We start from the raw sequence: 21,253 nt of genomic DNA, 5'->3' as shown, positions 1-21,253 counted from the left end.
CGATTCGAAGAAAAGCGGAAACGCTCTAGCTTCTCGGCGTCGAGACAGCTTCCGCCGACACGGTCGTGCTCTCGTCCTCGGGCTGGGTCGCTGTATCGCGGAAGGAAAACTCCACCAGCAGCGGGCGGTGGTCCGAGCCGGCATAGTCGCCCATCGTGACGGAATGCACCATCACGTCGCCCTTGGCCATCACGTGGTCGATGGTGAGGCCGGCGAAGCGCAGGAATTCGGGCAGCGCCAGTTCCAGCCAGGTGCGGCCGGCGGCCGGCATCCGGGTCAGGTCGCCTGCCTTGGCGACGCGCGCCACCGCCGCACTCCAGGGCGTGGCGTTGAAGTCGCCGCCGAGCACCGCGTTCTGGTCGAGCGCGGCGAGCGGGCCCTGCAGGTCGTCGATCTGCTGGGACTGTTCGAACGGCCAGGGCCAGCCGAGGTGCAGTGCCGCCACGTCCGCCGTGCGTCCGCCGAAGTCGATCTTGGCGACGGCCAGCGCCCCGCCGTCGAAGCATTGCGGCTCGGACCCTTCCGCGAAGGGCCGGCGCGACAGGATCGCCACGCCGAACACGCCGTTCGGATGGCTGCAGAACTTGCTGTACGGGTAGCGGGCGGAAAGCGGCCGGAGCTTCGCCTCCCACATGTCCGACACCTCCTCCAGCGTGACGATGTCGGGCTGCATGCGGCCGACCAGCGACAGCACGCGCTCGGGCGTGGCGTTGTCGAAACGCAGGTTCATCTGCATCATGCGATACACCGGCCGGCCCTCCGCCCGCGGCTCGAACGAGGCCTGCACCGGACCGACGATGGGCAAGGTCAGCGTCGACGACGTGGAGGCGAGCGACGCCGCGCCGAAGGCGAGGGCCGCCGCGGCCGGCCAGCGGAACGACGTCAGCACCAGCGGCAGCGCGGCGAGCATCATCAGCACCGCGAGATGGGCGCGGAAATGCGCGAAGGAATCGAGCGCCGGATGCCAGGCGCCGAAGAACCCGGCGACCAGCGGCAGCGAAAGCAGCATCATCGCCGCGAAACAGGCGGTCTTGCCGAGCTTGCGAAAGGCCATTGTCGTCATGCCAGCTTCATGTCGCCGGAATTGCGGCCCATTGATGGTCGGTGCGGCGCCCTACTGGAACGCCGTCTCCGAGAAACTGCGCAGCTTGCGCGAGTGCAGCCGCTCGATCGGCATCTCTGCGAGCTTTTCCATGGCGCGGATGCCGATCGTCAGGTGCTGGGCGACCTGGCGCTTGTAGAATTCGGTCGCCATGCCCGGCAGCTTCAGTTCGCCGTGCAGCGGCTTGTCCGAGACGCACAGCAGCGTGCCGTAGGGCACGCGGAAGCGGAAGCCGTTGGCGGCGATGGTGGCCGATTCCATGTCGAGCGCGATCGCCCGCGACTGCGACAGCCGCTGCACCGGGCCGCGCTGGTCGCGCAGTTCCCAGTTGCGGTTGTCGATGGTCGCAACGGTTCCGGTGCGCATGATGCGCTTGAGGTCGTAGCCGGTGAGCCCGGTCACCTCGGCCACCGCCTCCTGCAGCGCCACCTGCACCTCGGCCAGCGGCGGGATCGGCACCCACACCGGCAGGTCGTCGTCGAGCACGTGGTCCTCGCGCACATAGGCGTGCGCCAGCACGTAGTCGCCCAGCGCCTGGGTGTTGCGCAGGCCGGCGCAGTGGCCGAGCATCAGCCAGGCATGCGGCCTCAGCACCGCGATGTGGTCGGTGATCGTCTTGGCGTTGGACGGGCCGACGCCGATATTGACCATGGTGATGCCGCCATGGCCGGGCTTCTTGAGATGGTAGGCCGGCATCTGCGGCAGGCGCGCCGGCGGCGTGCCCTCGGAGGGTTCGGTGGCGCCGGCCCTGGTCACCACGCCGCCCGGCTCGACGAATTCGGAATAGCCGCCGCCGCCCTTGGCCATCAGGCTGCGGGCGAGGACCACGAATTCGTCGATGTAGAACTGGTAGTTGGTGAACAGCACGAAGTTCTGGAAGTGGTTCGGCGTGGTCGCCGTGTAGTGCGCCAGCCGGTGCAGCGAATAGTCGATGCGCTGGGCGGTGAACGGCGCCAGCGGCCGTGCCTCGCCGGGCATGATCTCGAAGGTGCCGTTGGCGATGTGGTCGTCGGTGCCGTCGAGGTCCGGCACGTCGAACAGGTCGCGGATCGGCCGCTGGATGCGGTCGGCCGCCGCGCCGTCGACATGGGTGCCCTCGATGAAGGCGAAGTGCAGCGGGATCGGCGTCGACGATTCCGACACCGTGACCGGTACGCCGTGGTTGCGCATGATCAGCTTCAGCTGCTCGGTCAGGTAGCTCTCGAACAGGTCGGGCCGGGTGATCGTCGTGGTGAAGTTGCCGGGCGTCGGCATGTGTCCGTAGGCCTGGCGGGAATCGACCTGGGAGTAGGACGAGGTGATGACGCCGACTTCCGGGTAGCAGGCGCGGAAGCGCCTTGCCGGCGTGCCGTGCGCGAGCGAGGCGAAGGCTTCGCGCAAAAACGCGGTGTTGCGGTCATAGAGCCGCTTCAGCGCCTCCACCGCTTTGGCGGCATCGGTGAAGCTCTGCCGGGGAAACGGCTCCGGCGTCAGGATGGATTCGATGGGTTCGGGATAGATTCGCTTTTCCATGACCCATTATAGAGATCAATTGTGACTGTTGGGAGGGGGCTGCCGCGCCGTCTCCCAACGTCAGCCGCGCTGCAGGCTGACCAGCAGCACGAAACCCACGCCGCCCTTGCGCGCCGCAGGCGCCTCGATCGTCGAGCCGTTGTCGGCGCGCAGCTGCGGCACGGCCAGGACCGGGGCGGCGAGCACCAGCAGGATCAGCACGGCACGCGGCAGGAGCCGGGCGAACTTCGCGATCTGGAGGGCGGTGCGGGTCATCTTCGTGTTCTTTTCGGCTGGAACTGGTTGATCTCTTCGTTTGTTAGTGTCGCAAGGGCGGCTTGCAGTTCATGCCTTCCTCGAAAACGCAGGGCACCACCTGGCCAATGCCCCACGACCGAGCCGGGCGGCTGGTCTCGGCGACCAGCATGGCAAACAGGATGCCGAACAGTGCCGAGAGCAGGCAGACTATGGTGAACCGGCGAGCGAGCATTTGGCGTATCCCCCTTGGATGACGGGCAATATGCGGCGCGGCGGCTGAACGGGCTCTGAGACCTCCGTTCATCTTCGGTTCAAATTTATTGACGGCTGGCGGCGGGCTGGCGGGGTTGTGTTTGCGCTTCCCACGCATATCTCCAGCTCATCGCTCACCAACGGAGACCGTGGAATGACCACTCAGACATCGCCGATCGAGCTGTATTACTGGCCGACGCCCAACGGCTGGAAGATTTCCATCATGCTCGAGGAACTCGGCGTCCCCTACACGGTCAAATACGTCAACATCGGCAAGGGCGAACAGTTCGAGCCGTCTTTCCTGCAGATCGCGCCCAACAACCGCATGCCGGCCATCGTCGACCCGGAAGGCCCGACCGCCGACGGCAAGTGGGGCCGCGAGCCGATCTCGATCTTCGAGTCCGGCGCCATCCTGCAATATCTCGGGCGCAAGTTCGGCAGGTTCTATCCGGCCGACGAGCGCGGCCGCGCCGAAGTCGACCAGTGGCTGTTCTGGCAGGTCGGCGGCCTCGGCCCGATGGCCGGCCAGGCCCATCACTTCCGCCAGTATGCGCCGGAGAAGATCGCCTACGGCATCGACCGCTACACCAACGAGGTCAATCGCCTCTACGGCGTGATGGACAAGCGCCTGGCCGACCGCGATTTCCTCGCCGGCGACTACTCCATCGCCGACATCGCCTCGCTCGGCTGGGTCAAGCCCTACAGGAACCAGGGCCAGGACCTCGAGGAGTTCCCCCGCCTCAAGCGCTGGTTCGAAACCCTGCTCGCCCGCCCGGCGGTCATCCGCGGGCTGGCCGTCGGCGAAGAACGCCGCCGCAACGTCGCCGACGACAAGGACGCGCAGAAGATCCTGTTCGGCCAGCGGGCCAGGGCGTGACGGAAGCGAATAGGGAATAGCGAGTAGTGAGTAGTGGGGGGGGCTTGTCGGCTCCGGCCGGCGATCCCTCCGCTACTCACTATTTCCCTACTCGCTATTCCCTCCTCGCTCTCTTACAGCTTCTTCCAGTTCTGGCTCTTGCAGATCAGCCCGCCGAACACGCAGCCGCTCATCTTGAGGTTCGAGCCGGCGAGCGTGGCCTTGCCGGTGTAGGTCTTGTCGTTGGCCGGATCGGTGATCTTGCCCGAATAGGCGTTGTCGCCGTCGGCCTTGAACGTGCCGATCTTCTTGCCGGCATGCTTGCCGTCCTTGAGCGTGATGCAGAAGCTGCCGCCGCAGGTCTCGATCGCCGCGGTCGAGCCGGCTTCGGTCTTCCAGTTGCCTTCGATCGGATCGGCCATAGCCGCACCCGCCAGCATCATGGTGGCCGCGACGGCCAGGCTCATCTTGCCAAACATTGAAATCCTCCCGGTTGGTGTCTTGCTCGCAGGCATCTCCCCCGCCTGACGTTTACGCAAACGTAAGCGTAAATCAGCCGTGCCGAAAACGGAAGCGGTGCCGCTGGGTAAGACCGCAGCATTTTTTGGCACTTCCATCGGGATATTTCGTCTCCGGCAGCGCGCCCGCGGCCAGCGCAAAGCTCAGGCGTGGTTATCAAAGGCTTTCGCCGCGACGCATGCATTTTCAGCGCATTTTTCTCAAATCCCAGACGCCGCAAGGCTTCCCATCCTTAATGAATTCCGAGGTTTACCCTTTGTTTGAGGTTTGTTTTCCTCGGGTTAAGCAAGCCATTTTACGGCGGATTCAAGGTTCGCCGGCATCCTCGGAAGCATCGAGAGAGCGGCTCCGGAAGACACCGGTTGGCCCGCTCCGGGAGACGGACAGGGGACAAGAAAATGGCACGTTTCGAGATCTTTGAAGCCGGCTTCGGTGCGATGGGCAGCACCGCTCAGGCCGACATCCTTGTGGAATTGGGCATGATGTATTCGACCGGCCGGGACTGCGACGTCGACGTCGTCGCCGCCCACAAGTGGTTCAACATCGCAGCGATCAAGGGATCGGCCCACGCCGCCGAGCTTCGCTCGGAACTGTCGATGACGATGTCCAAGACCGACATCGCACGGGCCCTGCGCGAAGCGCGCGAATGGATGACGGCGCACTGAGAAAGAACTTCGGGGGAAGGCCGGGGCTGCCGCGGGCGGCGGTCCCCAACAACGAGAGCGCGACGGCTTGAAGGACGGGCGAGGCGCGCCGGACTGACAGGGCAGGCAAGGCTGCGACGGGGACGAAGATGCCCCGCGAAGCGTTCCGTGACAAAGCCGCGACCGGCCGAAACAAGGCCGGCGCGGCTTTCTCGCTTGTGGGGCCCGGCACACGCCCGGATTGCTAGGCGAAGGCCGCACAGGCACAATGGCTCCCCGCCCATGCGCCAAGACAATGTCGGGCGCGGGTGAAAAGCATGCGGCAATTGCAAGCGAGACGCGAAATGGCATCTCCTGCAGGCACAAGGGAGGAGACAAGATGCATCTGAAACGTACCATCGGGGCGGCCCTCGTCGGCCTGTCGCTCAGCGCCGGCGCGGTGTTCGCGCAGGAGATCACCTTTGCGGTGGTCGGGCCGATGACCGGCCAGCTCGCCAACATCGGCGACCAGTTCCGCAAGGGCGCCGAGGCGGCGGTCAAGGCCATCAACGAGAAGGGCGGCGTCATGGGCCGCCAGGTCAAGCTTTCCGTCGAGGACGACGTCTGCGATCCCAAGCAGGCGGTCTCGGTCGCCAACCGCATCGTCGCCAACGGCATCAACTTCATCGATGGCCACGCCTGCTCGGGCTCGAGCATCCCGGCCTCCGCCGTCTATGCCGAAAGCGGCGCGCTGATGATGTCGCCGGCCTCGTCCAACCCGGTGCTGACCGACGATGCAGCCGCCAAGGGCTGGCCTACCATCATGCGGCTCTACACCCGCGACGACGCCCAGGGCGCCTTCATCGGTCCGTGGATCGCCAAGAAATATGCCGGCAAGAACGTCGTCGTCCTGCACGACAAGAGCGCCTATGGCCAGGGCGTGGCCGATGCGGTGCGGTCGACCATGGGCGCCGCAGGCCTCAAGGAAATCCTCTACGAAGGCATCAATGCCGGCGAGAAGGACTATTCGGCGCTGGTCACCAAGCTCAAGGAACTCAAGGCCGACGTCGTCTATTTCGGCGGCTATCACCCCGAGGCCGGCCTCATCCTGCGCCAGTCGGCCGAGCAGAACTTCAAGTTCCAGCTGATCATGCCCGACTCGATCGCCTCGCCCGAGTTCTGGCAGATCGCCGGTCCCGCCGGCGAGGGCACGATGTTCGTCTTCCCGTCCGATCCGCAGTCCAAGCCCGAGGCCAAGGAAGCGGTCGAGAAGATCAAGGCGGGCGGCTTCGTGCCGGAAGGCTTCACACTGTTCTCCTACGCCGTCATCCAGGCCTTCGCCCAGGGCATCGAGCGTGCCGGCTCCGACGATCCTGCCAAGGTCGCAGCGGCCCTCAAGAACGGCGAGCCGATCGACACTGTCGTCGGCAAGGTCACCTTCGACGAGAAGGGCGATCTCAAGAACGCCAGCTACGACATCAACCAGTGGAGCAACGGCAAGTACGCGCCGATCCCGCAATAAGCCGGGCCGCGCGGCATCGATCGATGGCCGGGCACCGTCCCGGCCATTGTCATTTTGTCGCTGGGTCGAGGGGTGGCCGCGCTGTTTTCTTTTGAATGGCGTTGGCGCACAATGCCGCCATTCACGACCTGCCGCCCCGTTTCAGCGAGGGCACAGGCGTGGTCTGTTCGAAGCGTCGAGTTTGGATTGGGAGGAAACCGACAATGAGTCTTCGTATCAATGATTCCGCTCCGGATTTTAGAGCCGACACGACGGAAGGCCCGATCGCTTTCCACGACTGGATCGGCGACGGCTATGCGATCCTCTTCTCTCACCCCAAGGATTTCACGCCGGTCTGCACCACCGAACTCGGCTACATGGCCGGGCTCAAGGCCGATTTCGCCAAGCGCAACGCCAAGATGATCGGCATCTCCGTCGACCCGGTCGAGAGCCACCACAAGTGGAAGGCCGACATCGAGAAGCTGTCGGGCAACAAGGTCGACTATCCGATGATCGGCGACCCGACGCTTGCCGTCGCCAAGCTCTTCGACATGCTGCCGGCCGGTGCCGGCGAGACGTCCGAAGGCAGGACGCCGGCCGACAACGCCACCGTGCGCTCGGTCTTCATCATCGGCCCCGACAAGAAGATCAAGCTTATGCTGACCTATCCGATGTCGACCGGCCGCAACTTCGACGAGATCCTGCGGGCGCTCGATTCGATCCAGCTGACCGCCAAGCACCAGGTCGCGACGCCGGTGCAGTGGAAGCAGGGCGAGGACGTCATCGTCATGGCCGCGGTGTCGGACGAGGACGCCATCAAGCGCTTCGGCGAGTTCGAGCGCGTGCTGCCCTATCTGCGCAAGACCAAGCAGCCGACCCTGAACTGACGCCGTCCCGGGCCGCTTCGGCAAGAGCCGCGCCATCGAGCGCGGCTCTTTCGTTTGAGGCTCAGCTCATGCCGACATAGCGGCCGGGGCGATGGTTGATGGCGATGATCAGGTTGAGCACCGCGGCGCCGGCAACCGAAAGCGCCACCTTGTCGAGGTCGAGATAGAACAGCGACACGACGAGGATCGAGAGGTCGACCGCGAGCTGGAAATAGCCGGCGCGAATGCCGTGATTGTCCTGCAGGTAGAGCGCCAGGATGTTGAAGCCGCCGAGGCCGGCGCGGTGCCGGAACAGCACCAAAAGCCCCATGCCCATCAGCCCGCCGCCGGCGACCGCCGCATAGAGCGGGTCGAGGCTTTCGATGCCGATCCACTGCGGCGTCAGCCGCGACAGCACCGAGATCAGCGCCACGGCGGCGAAGGTGCGCAATGTGAACGGCCAGCCCATCCGCTTCACCGCTAGATAGTAGAAGGGCAGGTTGATGACGAAGAACACGGTGCCGAAGCCGTAGCCGGTCACATATTGGATCAGCAGCGCCAGCCCCGCCGAACTGCCGGTGATCAGTCCCGCATGGGTGTAGAGCACCAGCCCCAGCGCCACCAGCATCGTGCCGGTGAGAAGCGCGAGAACGTCTTCGTACTGCCTGTGCGGCACGGCCTCGTTGTTTGTGTCCATGGAGATATCCGGGGTAGGGGAGTAGGGGAGTAGGGGAATAAGGGAATAAGGGAATAGGGCAGTAGGGCAGTAGGGCAGTAGGGCAGTAGGGCAGTAGGGCAGTAGGGAACAAGGCAGTAGGGCTCAAGTTTCGGTTTCCCTACTCCCCTACTGCCCTACTGCCCTACTGCCTTAACCTGTCACTCCTCGAACCGCACCAGCACGGTTCCGTCCGTCACCTGGGAGCCTTCCGCTGCGATCTCGTGGATCACCCCGTCATGCGTGGCCGTGATGGTGTGCTCCATCTTCATTGCTTCCAGCACCAGCAGCGGCTGGCCCTTGGTCACGGCGTCGCCCTTGCCCGCCCGCACCAGCTTGACCAGCCCCGGCATCGGCGCGCGCATGCTCGAGCCGCTCTCGCCGATCTCGGCCGCCCGCGCAAACGGGTCGCTGAGCGCGAAGTCGAAGGATTGGCCGTTCTCGAACACCGTGGCATGGCCGGGCCACAGCGCCACGGTCGAACCGCCATCGGCGGCGGTTTGCGGCGACAGTACGAAGGCGTCGGCGCCGTCCGGCCGCACTTCGAAGCGCCCGTCGGTCCGCGCCGTCACATGCGCGGCGATTGTCGTTCCCCCGTAGGCGAGGGCGACGCGCCGCACTGTCGGGTTGAAATGCGCATAACCCGCGAGGTTCGACCAGGGATCGTTGGAGCCGTCGGGTCCGTTTGCACCCGTCGCCGCCAGCGCTGCAAGCGCCACCGCTCGGCCGCTCGGTGCCGCCGTGGTGACGGTCAGCGCCTCCTGCTTGCGCCCGATGAGACCGGTGTCGACGTCGCCGTCTGCGAAGTCCGGGTCGCGCGCCAGCGCGGCCAGGAAGGCTGCATTGGTGATCGATCCCGCCACCTCGGTGCGGGTGACCGCATCGGCGAGGGCGGCCAGTGCCGTTGCGCGGTCCGGCCCGTGCGCCACGATCTTGGCGATCATCGGATCGTAATAGGGCGAGATTGCATCGCCTTCGCGCACGCCGGTCTCGACCCGCAGCGCGGTTCCCGGCGCCGTCTCGGCTGGAAAGCGCAGGTGGTGCAACGTGCCGATCGCCGGCAGGAAGCCCTTGGCCGGATCCTCAGCGTAGAGCCGTGCCTCGAAGGCGTGGCCCGCGAGGCGGATTTCCTTCTGTGCCGCCGGCAGGGCCTCGCCCGAAGCGACCCTGAGCTGCCATTCGACCAGATCGACCCCGGTCACCATCTCGGTCACCGGATGCTCGACCTGCAGGCGCGTGTTCATCTCCATGAACCAGAACCGGTCGGGCTTGAGCCCTTCGGACGCGTCGACGATGAACTCGATCGTGCCCGCGCCCGAATACTGGATCGCCTTGGCGGCCTTGACCGCCGCGTCGGTCATCGCCGTGCGCAGTTCCGCCGTCATGCCGGGGGCAGGGGCTTCCTCGATCACCTTCTGGTGGCGCCGCTGCGCCGAGCAGTCGCGCTCGAAGAGATGCACCGCGTTGCCATGGTTGTCGCCGAACACCTGCACCTCGATGTGGCGCGGCTTGTCGACGTATTTCTCCACCAGCACCCGGTCGTCGCCGAAGGCGGCCTTGGCTTCGCGTCGCGCGCCGGAAAGCGCATCGGCGAAGTCGTCCGGGTGGTCGACCCTGCGCATGCCCTTGCCGCCGCCGCCGGCCCGCGCCTTGATCAGCACCGGATAGCCGATCTCGCGCGCCTTGCTGGCGAGGATGACGATCTCCTGCGCCTCGCCGTGATAGCCGGGCACGACCGGTACGCCGGCCTTCTCCATCAATCGCTTGGCCGCGTCCTTCAGCCCCATGGCGCGGATCGAGGCCGCCGACGGTCCGATGAACACCAGCCCCGCCGCCGTCACCTGGTCGACGAAATCGGGGTTTTCGGAGAGGAACCCGTAGCCGGGGTGGATCGCCTCGGCGCCCGTCGCCTTGGCCGCGGCGATGATGGCGTCGCCGCGCAGGTAGCTCTCCGCCACGGGCGAGGGGCCGATATGCATCGCCTCGTCGGCCATGGCGACATGCAGCGACCGCGCATCGGCGTCGGAATAGACCGCTACCGTCTTCACGCCCAGCTTGCGGGCGGTGCGGATGACGCGGCAGGCGATCTCGCCGCGGTTGGCGATGAGGATTTTCGAGAACATCATTCCCCCGAAACGAAGTGAAGAATTGGAAGGAGCGCGCTAGCCATGGTCGCTCCCGAGTGCAGCGAGTGCCGCGCGATGGAAATCGGCTGCAGCGTCGTCGAAGCAGCAGAAGATCACGCTGCCCGGCATGGCTGTGTCCTGCATATGACTGGCGACGGCGGCCACCGCGACATTCGCCGCCTCGTCCTTCGGATAGCCGTAGACGCCGGTCGAAATCGACGGGAAGGCGATGCTCGCAAGGCCGCGTTCGGCGGCAAGGGCGAGCGAGCGGGTGTAGCAGGAGGCGAGCAGTGCGGCTTCTCCCGCGCCGCCGCCGTGCCAGATCGGGCCGACGGCATGGATCACATGCCGCGCCTTGAGCCGGTATCCGCCGGTGATCTTGGCGTCGCCGGTCTCGCAGCCGCCCAGCAGCCGGCACTCGGCCAGCAAGTCCGGCCCGGCGGCCCGATGGATCGCGCCATCCACCCCGCCGCCGCCCAGCAGCGAGCGGTTGGCTGCGTTGACGATGGCGTCTACGTCGAGCGTGGTGATGTCGGCGACGATGACGGAGATGCGCTGTGTCATGCGGCCTCCTTTTGCCGGGCACCGCAGTGGCGTCTGCTTGCTTCAACGGCCCGGCCTGTACCCCCACCCCCAACCCCTCCCCACAAGGGGGAGGGGGGCGTTGTTGCACGACCTTCCGGCGCCGACCGTCGACGAACCGGGTGGCAAGAGTGCCGACGTGGTCCCCCTCCCCCTTGTGGGGAGGGGCTAGGGGTGGGGGTATCGCCACGCTCGACAGCCACGTAATTCAAAACTGGTTGCAAAACCGGATCAGTCGTGTAATCTGAAAACCAGTTGCATAATGCAATCACATTGGAGGAGCGGAAATGCGCAAGATCGTCGCCTGGAACCTGATGACCCTCGACGGCTGTTTCGAGGGCCCGACCCCCTGGGACCTCGCATTCCACACCAGCGTCTGGGGCGAGGAGCTCGAGGCCTTCTCGCTCGAGCAGGGCGCCGAGATCGGCACGCTGCTGTTCGGCCGCAAGACCTACGAGGGCATGGCCGCCTACTGGTCCAAGGAGACCGGCGCGATCGCCGACATGATGAACGGCCTCGAAAAGGCCGTCGCCTCCCGCACGCTGAAGCAGGCGAGCTGGAACAACAGCCGCCTGCTCCAAGGTGAGTTGCCCGAGGCGGTCGAGCGGCTCAAGCGCGAGCCCGGCAAGGACATCTACGTCTTCGGCAGCGCCGACCTGCTCGACACCTTGCTCGCCCACGGGCTCGTCGACGAATACCGCCTTTGCCTCGCCCCCGTCGTGCTCGGCGCCGGCAACCCGCTGTTCAAGCCCGGCCGGGAACTCGCGATGAAGCTCACGCAGACCACGCCGCTCAAGACCGGCGGCGTCATCCTGCGCTACCAGCCGCAGGCCGGCTGAACCGGACTGGTGTTGCGGGCTCTCGCTCAAGGCTCCTGCATCCTTCGCCAATCGGTGCCACGCCCGATCGCGTGCGCGGGCCAAGGCATCTGAAATCACCCCCACCCCTGACTCCGCCCCACAAGGGGGAGGGGAATCTTGTTCCACTACGGCCCAGCTCCAATCTTCGGCCGCTTTGGTCGCAGCGGCGGCCAGGTCGTCCCCCTCCCCCTTGTGGGGAGGGGTTTGGGGTGGGGGTACGGCCCCCGCCACTCTCGTCAACCCACCCATGTGCGAACCCTGCATCGGGCGCCGTCACATCCTGAACACGCCGAACTTGGTGTCGCCGACGGGCGCGTTGAGCGCTGCCGAAAGGCTCAGCGCCAGCACCTCGCGCGTCTTCGCCGGGTCGATGATGCCGTCGTCCCACAGCCTGGCCGACGAATAGAGCGGGTGTCCCTCGCGCTCGTATTTTTCGAGGATCGGCGCGCGGAACTCGGCCTCCTCCTCCTTCGACCACGTGCCGCCCTTGCGCTCGATGCCCTCGCGCTTGACCATGGCAAGCACCGTTGCCGCCTGCTCGCCGCCCATCACCGAGATGCGGGCGTTCGGCCACATCCACAGGAAGCGGGGCGAATAGGCGCGCCCGCACATGCCGTAGTTGCCGGCGCCGAACGAGCCGCCGATGATGATCGTCACCTTCGGCACCTGGGCGGTGGCCACCGCCGTCACCAGCTTGGCGCCGTCCTTGGCGATGCCGCCGGCCTCGTATTTGGCGCCCACCATGAAGCCGGTGATGTTCTGCAGGAACACCAGCGGGATCTTCCTCTGGCAGCACAGCTCGATGAAATGCGCGCCCTTCAGCGCGCTCTCGGAAAACAGCACGCCGTTGTTGGCGATGATGCCCACAGGCATGCCGTGGATATGGGCGAAGCCCGTCACCAGCGTCGTGCCGTAGTTCTGCTTGAACTCGTCGAACTCGGAGCCGTCGACCGTGCGGGCGATCACCTCGCGCACGTCATAGGGCTGGCGGATGTCGGCCGGGATGACGCCATAAACCTCTTCCGGCGCATGAAGCGGCGGAATCGAATTCTTCAGGACGAGCCCGATGTCCTTCTTGCGATTGAGGTTCTTGACGATGCGCCTGACGATCGCCAGTGCGTGCTCGTCGTCCACCGCATAGTGGTCGGCCACGCCCGAGACGCGCGTGTGCAGGTCCGCGCCGCCCAGCTCCTCGGCGCTCACGTCCTCGCCCGTCGCTGCCTTCACCAGCGGCGGGCCGGCGAGGAAGATGGTCGCCTGGTTGCGCACCATCACCGTCTCGTCCGACATCGCCGGCACATAGGCGCCGCCCGCCGTGCACGAGCCCATGACGCAGGCGATCTGCGGAATGCCCGCCGCCGACATGTTGGCCTGGTTGAAGAAGATGCGGCCGAAATGGTCGCGGTCGGGAAAGACCTCGTCCTGGTTGGGCAGGTTGGCGCCGCCGGAATCAACCAGGTAGATGCAGGGCAGGTTGTTCTGCAGCGCGATCTCCTGCGCCCTGAGATGCTTCTTCACCGTCATCGGATAATAGGTGCCGCCTTTGACGGTGGCGTCGTTGACCACGATCATCACCTCGGTGTCCTCGACCCGGCCGATGCCGGCGATCACGCCCGCCGAGGCGATGTCGCCGCCATAGAGCCCGAAGGCGGCGAACTGGCCGACCTCGAGGAAGGGCGAGCCGGCATCGAGCAGCTGCGCCAGCCTCTCACGCGGCAAAAGCTTGCCGCGCGACGTATGCCGCTTGCGCGCATCCTCCGAGCCGCCGCGCTCGACATGCTGGGCCTTCTCCCTGATGTCGGCCACCAGCCCGCGCAGCCGCGCCGCATTGGTCTTGAAGGCTTCGGAGGAGGGGGAGAGCTGGGATTGAAGGGTCGCCATGTGTCCTCAGCGGATGATTTCGATTCTGCAGCCGACATCGAGGTCGGCCCATTTCCGGTCGGCCGTGACGGCCGTGCGCTCCGTCAGTATCGCCAGCGCCAGGCAAGCGCGATCGCCCAGCGACAGGCCCTTGTGGCGTGTCGATGCGCGAAGGTGGCCGGCGACCAGCGCCAGGTGATGGTCGAACGGTACCACGTCGAGACGCAAATACTCGTATTGCTCACGCACGGCGATTTCGTCGTAGCCCTTGTCGATCAGCTTCGAGATGACCTCCGTGACGTTGACCGCGCAGATCACGCTCTTGTGGACGACGGCATGCACCTTGTCGGCTCCAGGCTCCTGCAGCATGGCGGCCAGCACGGCAGAGGCGTCGAGCACGATCACTCTTCACCCCACATCGCGCGGCGCTCGGCCAGGAACTCGTCGACAACGCTCTCACCCGGCTTCTTGTACTTTGCCATCTCTTCCTGGACCCGGGTGAGGGCCATCTGGTGCGAGATCAGCCTCAGCTCTCCGTTCTCGACATGCGCCACGAGATCGTCGCCCGGCTTGATGCCCATCTCCTCCCGCATGGCAGCCGGGATCACCACGCGTCCGCCGTCGCCGACGCGCAGGCGCTCGAAGCGTGGCGGCTTGCGCAGCAGTTCTTCCCGGATCCTGGAGCGGTACGGCTTCTGCGGTTCCTCGGCGAAACCCTCGGGCGTCTCTGGCGCAGTCATGGCATGAACCTCGATCTGTGGCAGAAAATAAGATTATGCCATGCCGGCCGTTTTGCGGCAAACCGGATGGCAGGCAACGCCCTGATGCAGTCTTGCCACGCCGGACCGCCCCTAACATTCCCAAGCGTTAACTGAGCTTGCATCCTGCAATTCCTGCGACTATGTAGCCGGCCCGTTCAACCCAAGGAGGTCCGTCATGTCTGCGCGATCGAAATCGACACATTCCGTGCCGGTTGTCGCTTTGCGCCCGGCTGACAGGTTCTCGATGAGGTTGAACGGCTATGGCTCGTTCCAGAATAAAGCGCCGGCACGAGGCCGAGCGCGAGAGAATTGCGGCATATGAAGCGACGCTGAGGCAGGTTGTCCGTCCGGTTCGCCAGCCGCCAGATTTCAAGCGGGCGCTGGACGAGGCATTTGACGGCTTTGGCAACGCCATCCGACACCGCGACGCCTGGCACCCCAAACTCAAGACGCGTGACGCCGGAAGGCTGAGGCTGGCTGCCGCGCGATATCTCTTCGCGATCTACCCTGTGGCGGCGCATCTTGAGCATATCTGGCTCGACTCCAGCGGGCTCGACGGCGACGAGATCAGGCTGCGCAAGCGCTGGTATGTCGCCGCGGCCGGCGGGCAGTCGCTGTACAAGGCCGGTGCTGCCGAATGGCTGACGCGAAAGGAGGTTCATTGCTTCCTCAATCCGCCGGCCGTTCTTGACTTCTGCGAGACCTTCTGGCTGGCGATCGTGCGCACCTACGCCAACGACCTGGCGGTCGCCCAGCGTATCGCCCGCTCCAAGATCTCGCGCACGCTGAGATGCGAGCTTGCCTTCTGGCGGGAGGTGGCGCGCTTCTTTGCAGCCAACCCGCTTCCCATCGAGGAGATCGACGACCTCTGCGACTACCTCGCAGCGCGTCTCGAGCGCGACCCGCAATACAGCCTGCGCGGGCGCACGCTGACGTCGCTGCAGCGGCAGATGCAGGATTGGCATCGCGACATCGCGATGGTGGCGCGCATCCAGGCTGCCCAGCGGCATGCCGCGATCCGTCGAGCCGGGGAGGCGGGTGCCAGGCAGTCGAAAGACGAGGGCGGCTGGGCCGGCTCGCCGCTGGCCAACTGGTCGTGGCGTCCGAGCGACAGAAAGGCCAGCGCCCGAGGCGAGGAGTTCGCGGTGGTACAGATCACCAAGGCGGACGACCTCGTTGCGGAAAGCCGGGCCATGCACCATTGCGTCTGGACCTACGCCGAAAAATGCATCGCAGGCCAGGCCTCCATCTGGTCGCTGCGGCGGACGGGTGGCGGCAGGGCCGATCGCATGCTGACGATCGAACTCGACCCGCGCAACCGTGCGGTTCAGGTGCGCGGCTTCGGCAACCGGACGGCCAGGCAGGACGAGCTGCAGGTTCTTGGTCGCTGGGCGAAGGCGAGGGGTGTGAGCCTGGTTGAGCATTGAAAAGTTGCCCTGCGCGGCGTTGTCGCGCAGGGCTATTCCCCCATTATCTCTCTTCCGATCAGCCAGCGGCGGATCTCGCTCGTGCCGGCGCCGATTTCGTAGAGCTTGGCGTCGCGCAGCAGCCGGCCGGTGGGATAGTCGTTGATGTAGCCGTTGCCGCCGAGCAGCTGGATGGCGTCGAGCGCGGTCTGCGTCGCCTTCTCGGCGGCGTAGAGGATGCAGCCGGCGGCGTCCTTGCGCGTCGTCTCGCCCCGGTCGCAGGCGGCAGCCACCGCATAGACGTAGGCGCGGCAGGCGTTCATCGTCGTGTACATGTCGGCGAGCTTGCCCTGCACCAGCTGGAACTCGCCGATCGGCTGGCCGAACTGCTTGCGGTCGTGCACGTAGGGAACGGTGACGTCCATGCAGGCGGCCATGATGCCGAGCGGCCCGCCGGCCAGCACCACGCGCTCATAGTCGAGGCCCGACATCAAGACTTCGACGCCGCGGCCTTCCTCGTGCAGCACGTTCTCGAACGGCACTTCGACATTGTCGAACACCAGCTCGCCCGTGTTCGAGCCGCGCATGCCGAGCTTGTCGAGCTTCTGGGCGACCGAGAAGCCTTTCATGGTTTTCTCGACGATCATCGCGGTGATGCCGCGCGACTTCCGCTCCGGATCGGTCTTGGCATAGACCACCAGCGTGTCGGCGTCCGGCCCGTTGGTGATCCACATCTTCGAGCCGTTGAGCACATAGGCGTCGTTGCGCTTTTCGGCCTTGAGCCGCAGCGACACGACGTCCGACCCAGACCCGCTCTCCGACATGGCGAGCGCGCCGACATGCTCGCCGCTGCACAGCTTGGGCAGGTATTTCGCCTTCTGCTCCGGCGTGCCCCAGCGCTTGATCTGGTTGACGCAGAGGTTCGAATGCGCGCCGTAGGACAGCCCGACCGACGCCGAGGCGCGCGAGATTTCCTCCATCGCCACCACATGGGCGACATAGCCCAGGCCCGAGCCGCCATATTCGGGGTCGGCCGTCATGCCGAGCAGGCCGAGCGCGCCCAGTTCCTGCCAGAGTTCGGCGGGGAATTCGTTCGAGCGGTCGATCTCGGCGGCCAGCGGTGCGATGCGCTCCTGGGCGAAGCGCCTGACCATCTCGCGCAGGCTGTCGACGTCCTCACCGAGCCCGAAGTTCAGCGTCCTGTCGTACATGCGTTTCCTCCGTCTTGGACTTGGCGCCGGTGAGGCGCATCGTCATTGCCAGATAGGTCGCGGTCACCTCATTGACCGACAGGCGTTCGTCGGGGCGGAACCACACGATCACGCCGGTAATCATCTGGATGATCGCCATCGCCGTCAGCCCGGTGTCGTCGACCTCGAGCACGCCGGCCTCCGCCCCGTCGCGCAGGATGGACCTCAGTTCCTTCTCATAGGCCGTGCGCAGCTTCAGGATCGCGGTCAGATTATCGCGCGAAAGGCTGCGCAGCTCCATGTTGGAAACATGCGTCGCGTGGCGCCGCTCGACATGGAACCGGATGTGGTTGGCGACATAGGCGGTCAGCCGGGCGACCGGGTCGTCATTGGCGGGGCGCGCCGCTTCCCAGGCCGCGAGCAGCCCCTCCATGTGCTCCCGCATCAGCGTGCGGAGCAGGTCTTCCTTGGTCGGGAAATAGCGGTAAAGCGCGGCCGCCTGCACGCCCACCTCGGCCGCCAGCTGGCGCATCGTCACGGCCTCGAAGCCATGGCGGGCGATGAGCTCGACCGCCGCCTCGCGGATCGCCGCTTCCGTTCTTTCGCCGTCGGATCCCGCAGTGCGTGCCACCAGCCATTCCTCCAGAATGGCCGCAATTAATAAAACAAACGTTCAATTAATTCAAGCGCGAGTCTTCGCGGGCTGTGGACGAGCTTGACCCCGATCAGTCACCCCTGAAGGCGCGGCTCGCCTGGTCGGTACTGGGCGATCCGCTCGCCGCGGCGCCGCGTTGTATAAATTAGGATATGCGCATATATCTTGGCGCACCCGGGCCTGCCATTCGAGGTTGCGGGATTGCGGCCGGTCAGCCGTCGCGGGCAGCCGCGAGCGCCTTCGGCAGCTCTTCGGCGAAGATGTCGATCTCGTGGTCCAGGCCCACGCTGACGCGGATGCAGCGGTCGAGCACCGGCGCCATCGGCTTGCGGATGAACACGTCGCGGGCAAGCAGTCCGCGCATCACCGCAAGCGCGAACGTCGCATCGCCGCCGCAGTCGACGGTGACGAAGTTGGTCGCAGACGGCAGGGGCATGAGGCCATTGTCGCGCGCGATCCCCGCGATACGGTCGCGCCCGGCGGCGACCTTGGCCACCACTTCGGCCAGATAGGCCTGGTCGGCCAGCGCCTCGGCGCCGGCGATCTGGGCCATCCGGCTGACGCCGTAGTGATTGCGGACCTTTTCGAAATTCGCGATCACCTCGGCGTCGCCAAAGGCATAGCCGCAGCGTATGCCGGCGAGGCCATAGGCCTTGGAGAAGGTCCGCATCCGCACCAGGTTCGGCCGCGACACGTCGACCGGCGGCAGCGCCGTGGCCGGCGCCGTCTCGCCATAGGCCTCGTCGAGGACGAGCATCGTCGTCTCGGGCAAGGCGTCCATGAAGCGGAGAAGGTCCGGCGTCTCCCACCAGCTGCCCATCGGATTGTCGGGATTGGACAGGTAGACGATCGGCGCATTCTCGCGCTTCACCGCGGCGATCAGGCCTTCCAGGTCTTCCTTGTCGTCGCGGAACGGCACCGGCACCAGCCGCGCGCCGACACTGGCGACGTGGAAATTGAAGGTCGGATAGGCCCCGAGCGAGGTGACGACCGGCGTCCCCTCCCTGGCATACATGCGCACGACGAGGTTCAGCAGCCCATCTATGCCTTCGCCGACGACGACGTTCGAAACGTCGACGCCCACATGCCGCGCCAGCGCCACCTTGAGCTCATGATTGTCCGGGTCGCAGTATTTCCACATCTCGGCCGCCGCCTCTGCCATGCGCGCGACGACGCGGGGGGAGGGGCCGAAGCTGCTTTCGTTGGCGCCCATGCGCGCCCGGAAAGCTTTGCCGCGCTCGCGTTCCTGCGCTTCCGGCCCGACGAACGGAACGGTGACGGGCAGTGCCTGGATGACGGGCGTGAGCGGCGGGCGCATGGACATGGGGCAACTCGTGGTCTGTCGAAGGCCGCGCGGGCGGCGAATGAATTCACCTGCCTATACGATACAAATGCCCTGCGTGCAGCGCTTTGTTGCGCTGCCGCCCTCGTTGCACCCATCCGTCGGCGGTTGGCCCCGTGGCCAGCGCCAGTCTCAGTGGCGCTCCAGCACCACGACGCAGCGGTCGAGGTCGTTGGTGGCGAGGTGGGCATAGCGCATCGTCATCTGCAGCGTCTGGTGGCCGAGCCACATCTGCACGCGGCGGATGTCGATGCCGCCCTGCACCAGCCGCGAGGCGCAGGTGTGGCGCAGGATATGCGGCACCACCTGGGCATCGCTGCCGAGGCCGACCTCGTCCTTGGCCTCGTTCCAGACGGCACGGAACTGCGGCTGGGTCAGCATCGCGAACGGCCCCTTGGGGCGCGGACCGCGCTCGGCCGGCCATCTGGCGGCTTCCTTCGCCCGTACTGTCAGCGGAATCGTGCGGCTGCGGCCCGACTTGGTGATCCAGAAGCTGACGCGCGTGTCCTGGATGTCGTTCCAGATCAATCCGATCGCCTCGCCGAGGCGGCATCCGGTATCGACGAGGAACACCGCAAGCCGGTGGCAGTCCTCGCTCCTGGCCTTGATGGCGGCGAAGAGCCGATCCTCTTCCTCTATCTCGAGAAAGCGGATTCGTCCTGCCCGTTCCTTCTGGCGGCGGAACTCCGGCAGGCTGTGGATGTCACCCATCTTGTAGGCCTTGCGCAGCAGTTTGCTCAAAGCGGCCATCTTCCGGTTGATGGTCGCGTTGCTGTTACCGCGTTGGCGCAGGGAACCTATCAGGCTATCGAGCGTCTCCTGGGAAAACGCGCTGAAGCGTTCGCCAAGAAGAATTTCATCGATCTCGCCGATGAAGGAGCTGACGTTGTATTTGTGCTTTCCGTCATCCCATAAAATGTCTTTATACTGAGAAAAAAGTTCTAAAACCCTGAATGACTTTACTTCTTTGATAGTGCCGAAATCATAAGTAACTTTGCAATTGGTCATCAGGGCGGCTGAATGGTGGCCGCTCATAATATCGATCCGTGAAGTTGACTTCTTCATATGAGTGTCGGCAGCCATCCTGTCGCTGGAGGGAATTGGTACTCCAGCGGGTGGCGGCCTACAAGATGACGGTGGACGACGACAAACCTGCGGGAACATCACGAATATATTCCCCTTGTCGCGATCCGTGCCTTACAGCGTCCTGCTGCTCCTTCCTTCGGTTAGGTTCCCGGCGCATCCCGCCGGTAGAATAAAGACAGCCCGGGTCTCGCGAGAAACCCGGGCTGCCGATAGCTTACGACGTCAGTCGATTAGAACGAGGCGTCGAGGCGGAGGAAGCCGCTGAACGCGCCGTCGGCGTAGCTGTCGCCGTCGTTGTAGTTGACAGCCAGCTTGGCGTTCAGGTTCTCGACGATCGTGTAGTCGACAACCGCGCCGATCGCCCAATCGTCGGCGTCGGTCTCGGCGTAGGAGGTTGCGTCGACCCAGGTGTGACGGTCAGCGAAGTACTGGCCGCCGGCGCCGATCGCCAGCTTCTCGTTGACCTGGTACTTCAGGTAGCCGCCGGCCGACCACTCGTAGCCGTCGTAGAAGTCGGCAAGGCTCCAGAAGGTCGGGCCCGACTCGTAGGTCGCGATCAGCTCGGCGGTCAGGGCGTCCGTGGCCTTGATCTTGGCGATGCCCTTCAGAGCGAACTCGCTGTAGAAGTCGTCATAGCCGGCGAACAGGTCGACCGAACCCCAGCCCTGAGCGATCGACACCTTGCCGGTGACGAGCGGGACGTAGTCGTAGTTGTTGCGCTCTTCTTCCAGGCCGACCGACACAGCGATGCCGTTGCCGGCGTCGAAGGTGTAGCGGATCTGGTTGACGAAGTCGCCGCCGCCGAGGTCGAACTCGCCCGACAGGTCGCCGTCGAACAGGGTGTCGTTGCGGCCGACCATCAGGCCGCCGAGTTCGAAGTAGGCGTAGCGCAGCTTCGTCGCCGTCGACGAGTTGCTGTAGCCGTCATAGATCAGAACGCCGTCGTCGTCGACGAAGGTGTCCGAGCCGCCGCCGTTCTTGAACTCGACTTCGATGTAGCGCTTGAAGGTGCCGTATTCGGTTTCCGAACGGGCATCGAACTTCAGGCGGGCGAGGGCAGTCTTGCGCCAGCCGTCATCGTTGTCGGCCCAGTCGATCTGGTAACGGACGAGGCCGCCGATCTTGAGGCAGGTCTCGGTGCCCGGGATGTAGTAGAAGCCGGCGCCGTAGACGTCGCAGATACGGACATATTCCATGGGCTC

General features: G+C 65.4%; 21 protein-coding genes and 1 pseudogene. 6 read left to right on the top strand and 16 right to left on the bottom strand.

Going from position 1 to position 21,253, the window contains the following annotated elements; genetic code table 11:
* Positions 1–25 precede the first annotated feature (25 nt).
* From J2X50_RS15180 to J2X50_RS15165, 4 genes are read right to left on the bottom strand one after another with little or no spacing between them, the layout of a single operon-like run.
* On the bottom strand, positions 26–1,063 hold the full coding sequence (locus tag J2X50_RS15180; RefSeq protein WP_429096223.1) for an endonuclease/exonuclease/phosphatase family protein: 1,038 nt from the start codon (positions 1,061–1,063) through the stop codon (positions 26–28).
* Positions 1,064–1,114: 51 nt separating this feature from the next.
* Complete coding sequence (locus J2X50_RS15175) at positions 1,115–2,614, bottom strand: AMP nucleosidase (RefSeq protein WP_429096221.1); 1,500 nt, start codon at positions 2,612–2,614, stop codon at positions 1,115–1,117.
* Positions 2,615–2,674: 60 nt separating this feature from the next.
* Entirely contained in the window at positions 2,675–2,869 is a 195-nt protein-coding gene (locus J2X50_RS15170; RefSeq protein ID WP_340035647.1) for a hypothetical protein, read from the bottom strand.
* A 43-nt stretch (positions 2,870–2,912) separates the two neighbouring features.
* Positions 2,913–3,083 (bottom strand): hypothetical protein, encoded by a 171-nt coding sequence (locus J2X50_RS15165; RefSeq protein ID WP_429096219.1) that lies wholly within the window; start codon positions 3,081–3,083, stop codon positions 2,913–2,915.
* A gap of 174 nt (positions 3,084–3,257) precedes the next feature.
* Here J2X50_RS15165 and J2X50_RS15160 point away from each other — a divergent pair, with 174 nt between their 5' ends.
* Positions 3,258–3,980: a glutathione S-transferase family protein gene (locus tag J2X50_RS15160; RefSeq protein WP_429096217.1), complete on the top strand. Its 723-nt coding sequence runs from the start codon at positions 3,258–3,260 to the stop codon at positions 3,978–3,980.
* Between the two features lie 113 nt (positions 3,981–4,093).
* Here the strand turns inward: J2X50_RS15160 and J2X50_RS15155 are convergent, their stop codons facing one another.
* Complete coding sequence (locus J2X50_RS15155) at positions 4,094–4,438, bottom strand: DUF2147 domain-containing protein (RefSeq protein WP_429096215.1); 345 nt, start codon at positions 4,436–4,438, stop codon at positions 4,094–4,096.
* 438 nt (positions 4,439–4,876) lie between these two features.
* Between J2X50_RS15155 and J2X50_RS15150 the strand changes: the two genes are divergently transcribed.
* From J2X50_RS15150 to J2X50_RS15140, 3 genes are all read left to right on the top strand, one after another.
* Complete coding sequence (locus tag J2X50_RS15150; RefSeq protein ID WP_429096214.1) at positions 4,877–5,143, top strand: sel1 repeat family protein; 267 nt, start codon at positions 4,877–4,879, stop codon at positions 5,141–5,143.
* A gap of 358 nt (positions 5,144–5,501) precedes the next feature.
* The gene (locus J2X50_RS15145; RefSeq protein ID WP_429096212.1) at positions 5,502–6,623 is read left to right on the top strand and encodes an ABC transporter substrate-binding protein; all 1,122 of its coding nucleotides are present in this window, start codon (positions 5,502–5,504) and stop codon (positions 6,621–6,623) included.
* A gap of 203 nt (positions 6,624–6,826) precedes the next feature.
* On the top strand, positions 6,827–7,489 hold the full coding sequence (locus J2X50_RS15140) for a peroxiredoxin (protein ID WP_347964842.1): 663 nt from the start codon (positions 6,827–6,829) through the stop codon (positions 7,487–7,489).
* Between the two features lie 61 nt (positions 7,490–7,550).
* On the opposite strand, the gene J2X50_RS15135 is transcribed toward J2X50_RS15140, so the two are convergent.
* The 3 genes and pseudogenes from J2X50_RS15135 to J2X50_RS15125 form a co-directional block, all read right to left on the bottom strand.
* Positions 7,551–8,165, bottom strand: a complete 615-nt coding sequence (locus J2X50_RS15135; protein WP_429096210.1) for a YitT family protein — start codon at positions 8,163–8,165, stop codon at positions 7,551–7,553.
* Between the two features lie 203 nt (positions 8,166–8,368).
* Positions 8,369–10,306 (bottom strand): annotated as a pseudogene (locus J2X50_RS15130) (biotin carboxylase N-terminal domain-containing protein); the annotation flags it as partial.
* Positions 10,307–10,345: 39 nt separating this feature from the next.
* Positions 10,346–10,873: an O-acetyl-ADP-ribose deacetylase gene (locus J2X50_RS15125; protein ID WP_429096209.1), complete on the bottom strand. Its 528-nt coding sequence runs from the start codon at positions 10,871–10,873 to the stop codon at positions 10,346–10,348.
* Positions 10,874–11,178: 305 nt separating this feature from the next.
* Between J2X50_RS15125 and J2X50_RS15120 the strand changes: the two genes are divergently transcribed.
* Positions 11,179–11,730, top strand: coding sequence for a dihydrofolate reductase family protein (locus J2X50_RS15120; protein ID WP_429096208.1), 552 nt, complete (start codon positions 11,179–11,181; stop codon positions 11,728–11,730).
* Between the two features lie 294 nt (positions 11,731–12,024).
* On the opposite strand, the gene J2X50_RS15115 is transcribed toward J2X50_RS15120, so the two are convergent.
* From J2X50_RS15115 to J2X50_RS15105, 3 genes are read right to left on the bottom strand one after another with little or no spacing between them, the layout of a single operon-like run.
* On the bottom strand, positions 12,025–13,632 hold the full coding sequence (locus J2X50_RS15115; protein ID WP_429096207.1) for a carboxyl transferase domain-containing protein: 1,608 nt from the start codon (positions 13,630–13,632) through the stop codon (positions 12,025–12,027).
* A 6-nt stretch (positions 13,633–13,638) separates the two neighbouring features.
* The gene (locus tag J2X50_RS15110) at positions 13,639–14,016 is read right to left on the bottom strand and encodes a type II toxin-antitoxin system VapC family toxin (protein ID WP_429096205.1); all 378 of its coding nucleotides are present in this window, start codon (positions 14,014–14,016) and stop codon (positions 13,639–13,641) included.
* Complete coding sequence (locus J2X50_RS15105) at positions 14,013–14,351, bottom strand: AbrB/MazE/SpoVT family DNA-binding domain-containing protein (RefSeq protein ID WP_429096204.1); 339 nt, start codon at positions 14,349–14,351, stop codon at positions 14,013–14,015. Before J2X50_RS15105 ends, J2X50_RS15110 begins: the two co-directional genes overlap by 4 nt.
* 281 nt (positions 14,352–14,632) lie before the next feature.
* On the opposite strand from J2X50_RS15105, the gene J2X50_RS15100 reads away from it, so the two are divergent.
* Positions 14,633–15,799: a PcfJ domain-containing protein gene (locus tag J2X50_RS15100; protein ID WP_429096203.1), complete on the top strand. Its 1,167-nt coding sequence runs from the start codon at positions 14,633–14,635 to the stop codon at positions 15,797–15,799.
* Positions 15,800–15,831: 32 nt separating this feature from the next.
* Here J2X50_RS15100 and J2X50_RS15095 read toward each other — a convergent pair whose 3' ends face one another.
* The 5 genes from J2X50_RS15095 to J2X50_RS15075 all read right to left on the bottom strand — a co-directional run.
* Complete coding sequence (locus J2X50_RS15095; RefSeq protein WP_429096201.1) at positions 15,832–16,989, bottom strand: isovaleryl-CoA dehydrogenase; 1,158 nt, start codon at positions 16,987–16,989, stop codon at positions 15,832–15,834.
* Entirely contained in the window at positions 16,955–17,599 is a 645-nt protein-coding gene (locus tag J2X50_RS15090) for a TetR/AcrR family transcriptional regulator (protein WP_429096199.1), read from the bottom strand. The genes J2X50_RS15095 and J2X50_RS15090 overlap by 35 nt, the downstream gene beginning before the upstream one ends.
* A gap of 235 nt (positions 17,600–17,834) precedes the next feature.
* A complete protein-coding gene (locus J2X50_RS15085; RefSeq protein ID WP_429096197.1) occupies positions 17,835–18,947 on the bottom strand; it encodes a pyridoxal phosphate-dependent aminotransferase in 1,113 nt (370 codons plus the stop codon).
* Between the two features lie 150 nt (positions 18,948–19,097).
* Positions 19,098–19,973 carry a tyrosine-type recombinase/integrase gene (locus J2X50_RS15080; protein ID WP_429096441.1) on the bottom strand — a complete coding sequence of 292 codons (876 nt, stop codon included), beginning with the start codon at positions 19,971–19,973 and terminating at the stop codon, positions 19,098–19,100.
* 308 nt (positions 19,974–20,281) lie between these two features.
* Positions 20,282–21,253, bottom strand: a 972-nt coding sequence (locus J2X50_RS15075; RefSeq protein ID WP_429096195.1) for a porin, incomplete at its 5' end; no start/stop codon positions are given.

Origin of the sequence: Aminobacter sp. BE322 (assembly GCF_050433525.1) — a bacterium.
Lineage (GTDB): Bacteria > Pseudomonadota > Alphaproteobacteria > Rhizobiales > Rhizobiaceae > Aminobacter.
This window is presented reverse-complemented; position numbering and strand designations above follow the sequence as displayed.

Bases quoted from the DNA above. Each gene is read 5' to 3' on its own strand.
- J2X50_RS15135 (WP_429096210.1), bottom strand. From the start codon at position 8,165: ATGGACACAAACAACGAGGCCGTGCCGCACAGGCAGTACGAAGACGTT.
- J2X50_RS15160 (WP_429096217.1), top strand. From the start codon at position 3,258: ATGACCACTCAGACATCGCCGATCGAGCTGTATTACTGGCCGACGCCC.
- J2X50_RS15080 (WP_429096441.1), bottom strand. From the start codon at position 19,973: ATGACCAATTGCAAAGTTACTTATGATTTCGGCACTATCAAAGAAGTA.
- J2X50_RS15115 (WP_429096207.1), bottom strand. From the start codon at position 13,632: ATGGCGACCCTTCAATCCCAGCTCTCCCCCTCCTCCGAAGCCTTCAAG.
- J2X50_RS15145 (WP_429096212.1), top strand. From the start codon at position 5,502: ATGCATCTGAAACGTACCATCGGGGCGGCCCTCGTCGGCCTGTCGCTC.
- J2X50_RS15105 (WP_429096204.1), bottom strand. From the start codon at position 14,351: ATGACTGCGCCAGAGACGCCCGAGGGTTTCGCCGAGGAACCGCAGAAG.
- J2X50_RS15085 (WP_429096197.1), bottom strand. From the start codon at position 18,947: ATGTCCATGCGCCCGCCGCTCACGCCCGTCATCCAGGCACTGCCCGTC.
- J2X50_RS15170 (WP_340035647.1), bottom strand. From the start codon at position 2,869: ATGACCCGCACCGCCCTCCAGATCGCGAAGTTCGCCCGGCTCCTGCCG.
- J2X50_RS15180 (WP_429096223.1), bottom strand. From the start codon at position 1,063: ATGACGACAATGGCCTTTCGCAAGCTCGGCAAGACCGCCTGTTTCGCG.
- J2X50_RS15120 (WP_429096208.1), top strand. From the start codon at position 11,179: ATGCGCAAGATCGTCGCCTGGAACCTGATGACCCTCGACGGCTGTTTC.
- J2X50_RS15165 (WP_429096219.1), bottom strand. From the start codon at position 3,083: ATGCTCGCTCGCCGGTTCACCATAGTCTGCCTGCTCTCGGCACTGTTC.
- J2X50_RS15155 (WP_429096215.1), bottom strand. From the start codon at position 4,438: ATGTTTGGCAAGATGAGCCTGGCCGTCGCGGCCACCATGATGCTGGCG.
- J2X50_RS15095 (WP_429096201.1), bottom strand. From the start codon at position 16,989: ATGTACGACAGGACGCTGAACTTCGGGCTCGGTGAGGACGTCGACAGC.
- J2X50_RS15100 (WP_429096203.1), top strand. From the start codon at position 14,633: ATGGCTCGTTCCAGAATAAAGCGCCGGCACGAGGCCGAGCGCGAGAGA.
- J2X50_RS15140 (WP_347964842.1), top strand. From the start codon at position 6,827: ATGAGTCTTCGTATCAATGATTCCGCTCCGGATTTTAGAGCCGACACG.
- J2X50_RS15150 (WP_429096214.1), top strand. From the start codon at position 4,877: ATGGCACGTTTCGAGATCTTTGAAGCCGGCTTCGGTGCGATGGGCAGC.
- J2X50_RS15125 (WP_429096209.1), bottom strand. From the start codon at position 10,873: ATGACACAGCGCATCTCCGTCATCGTCGCCGACATCACCACGCTCGAC.
- J2X50_RS15175 (WP_429096221.1), bottom strand. From the start codon at position 2,614: ATGGAAAAGCGAATCTATCCCGAACCCATCGAATCCATCCTGACGCCG.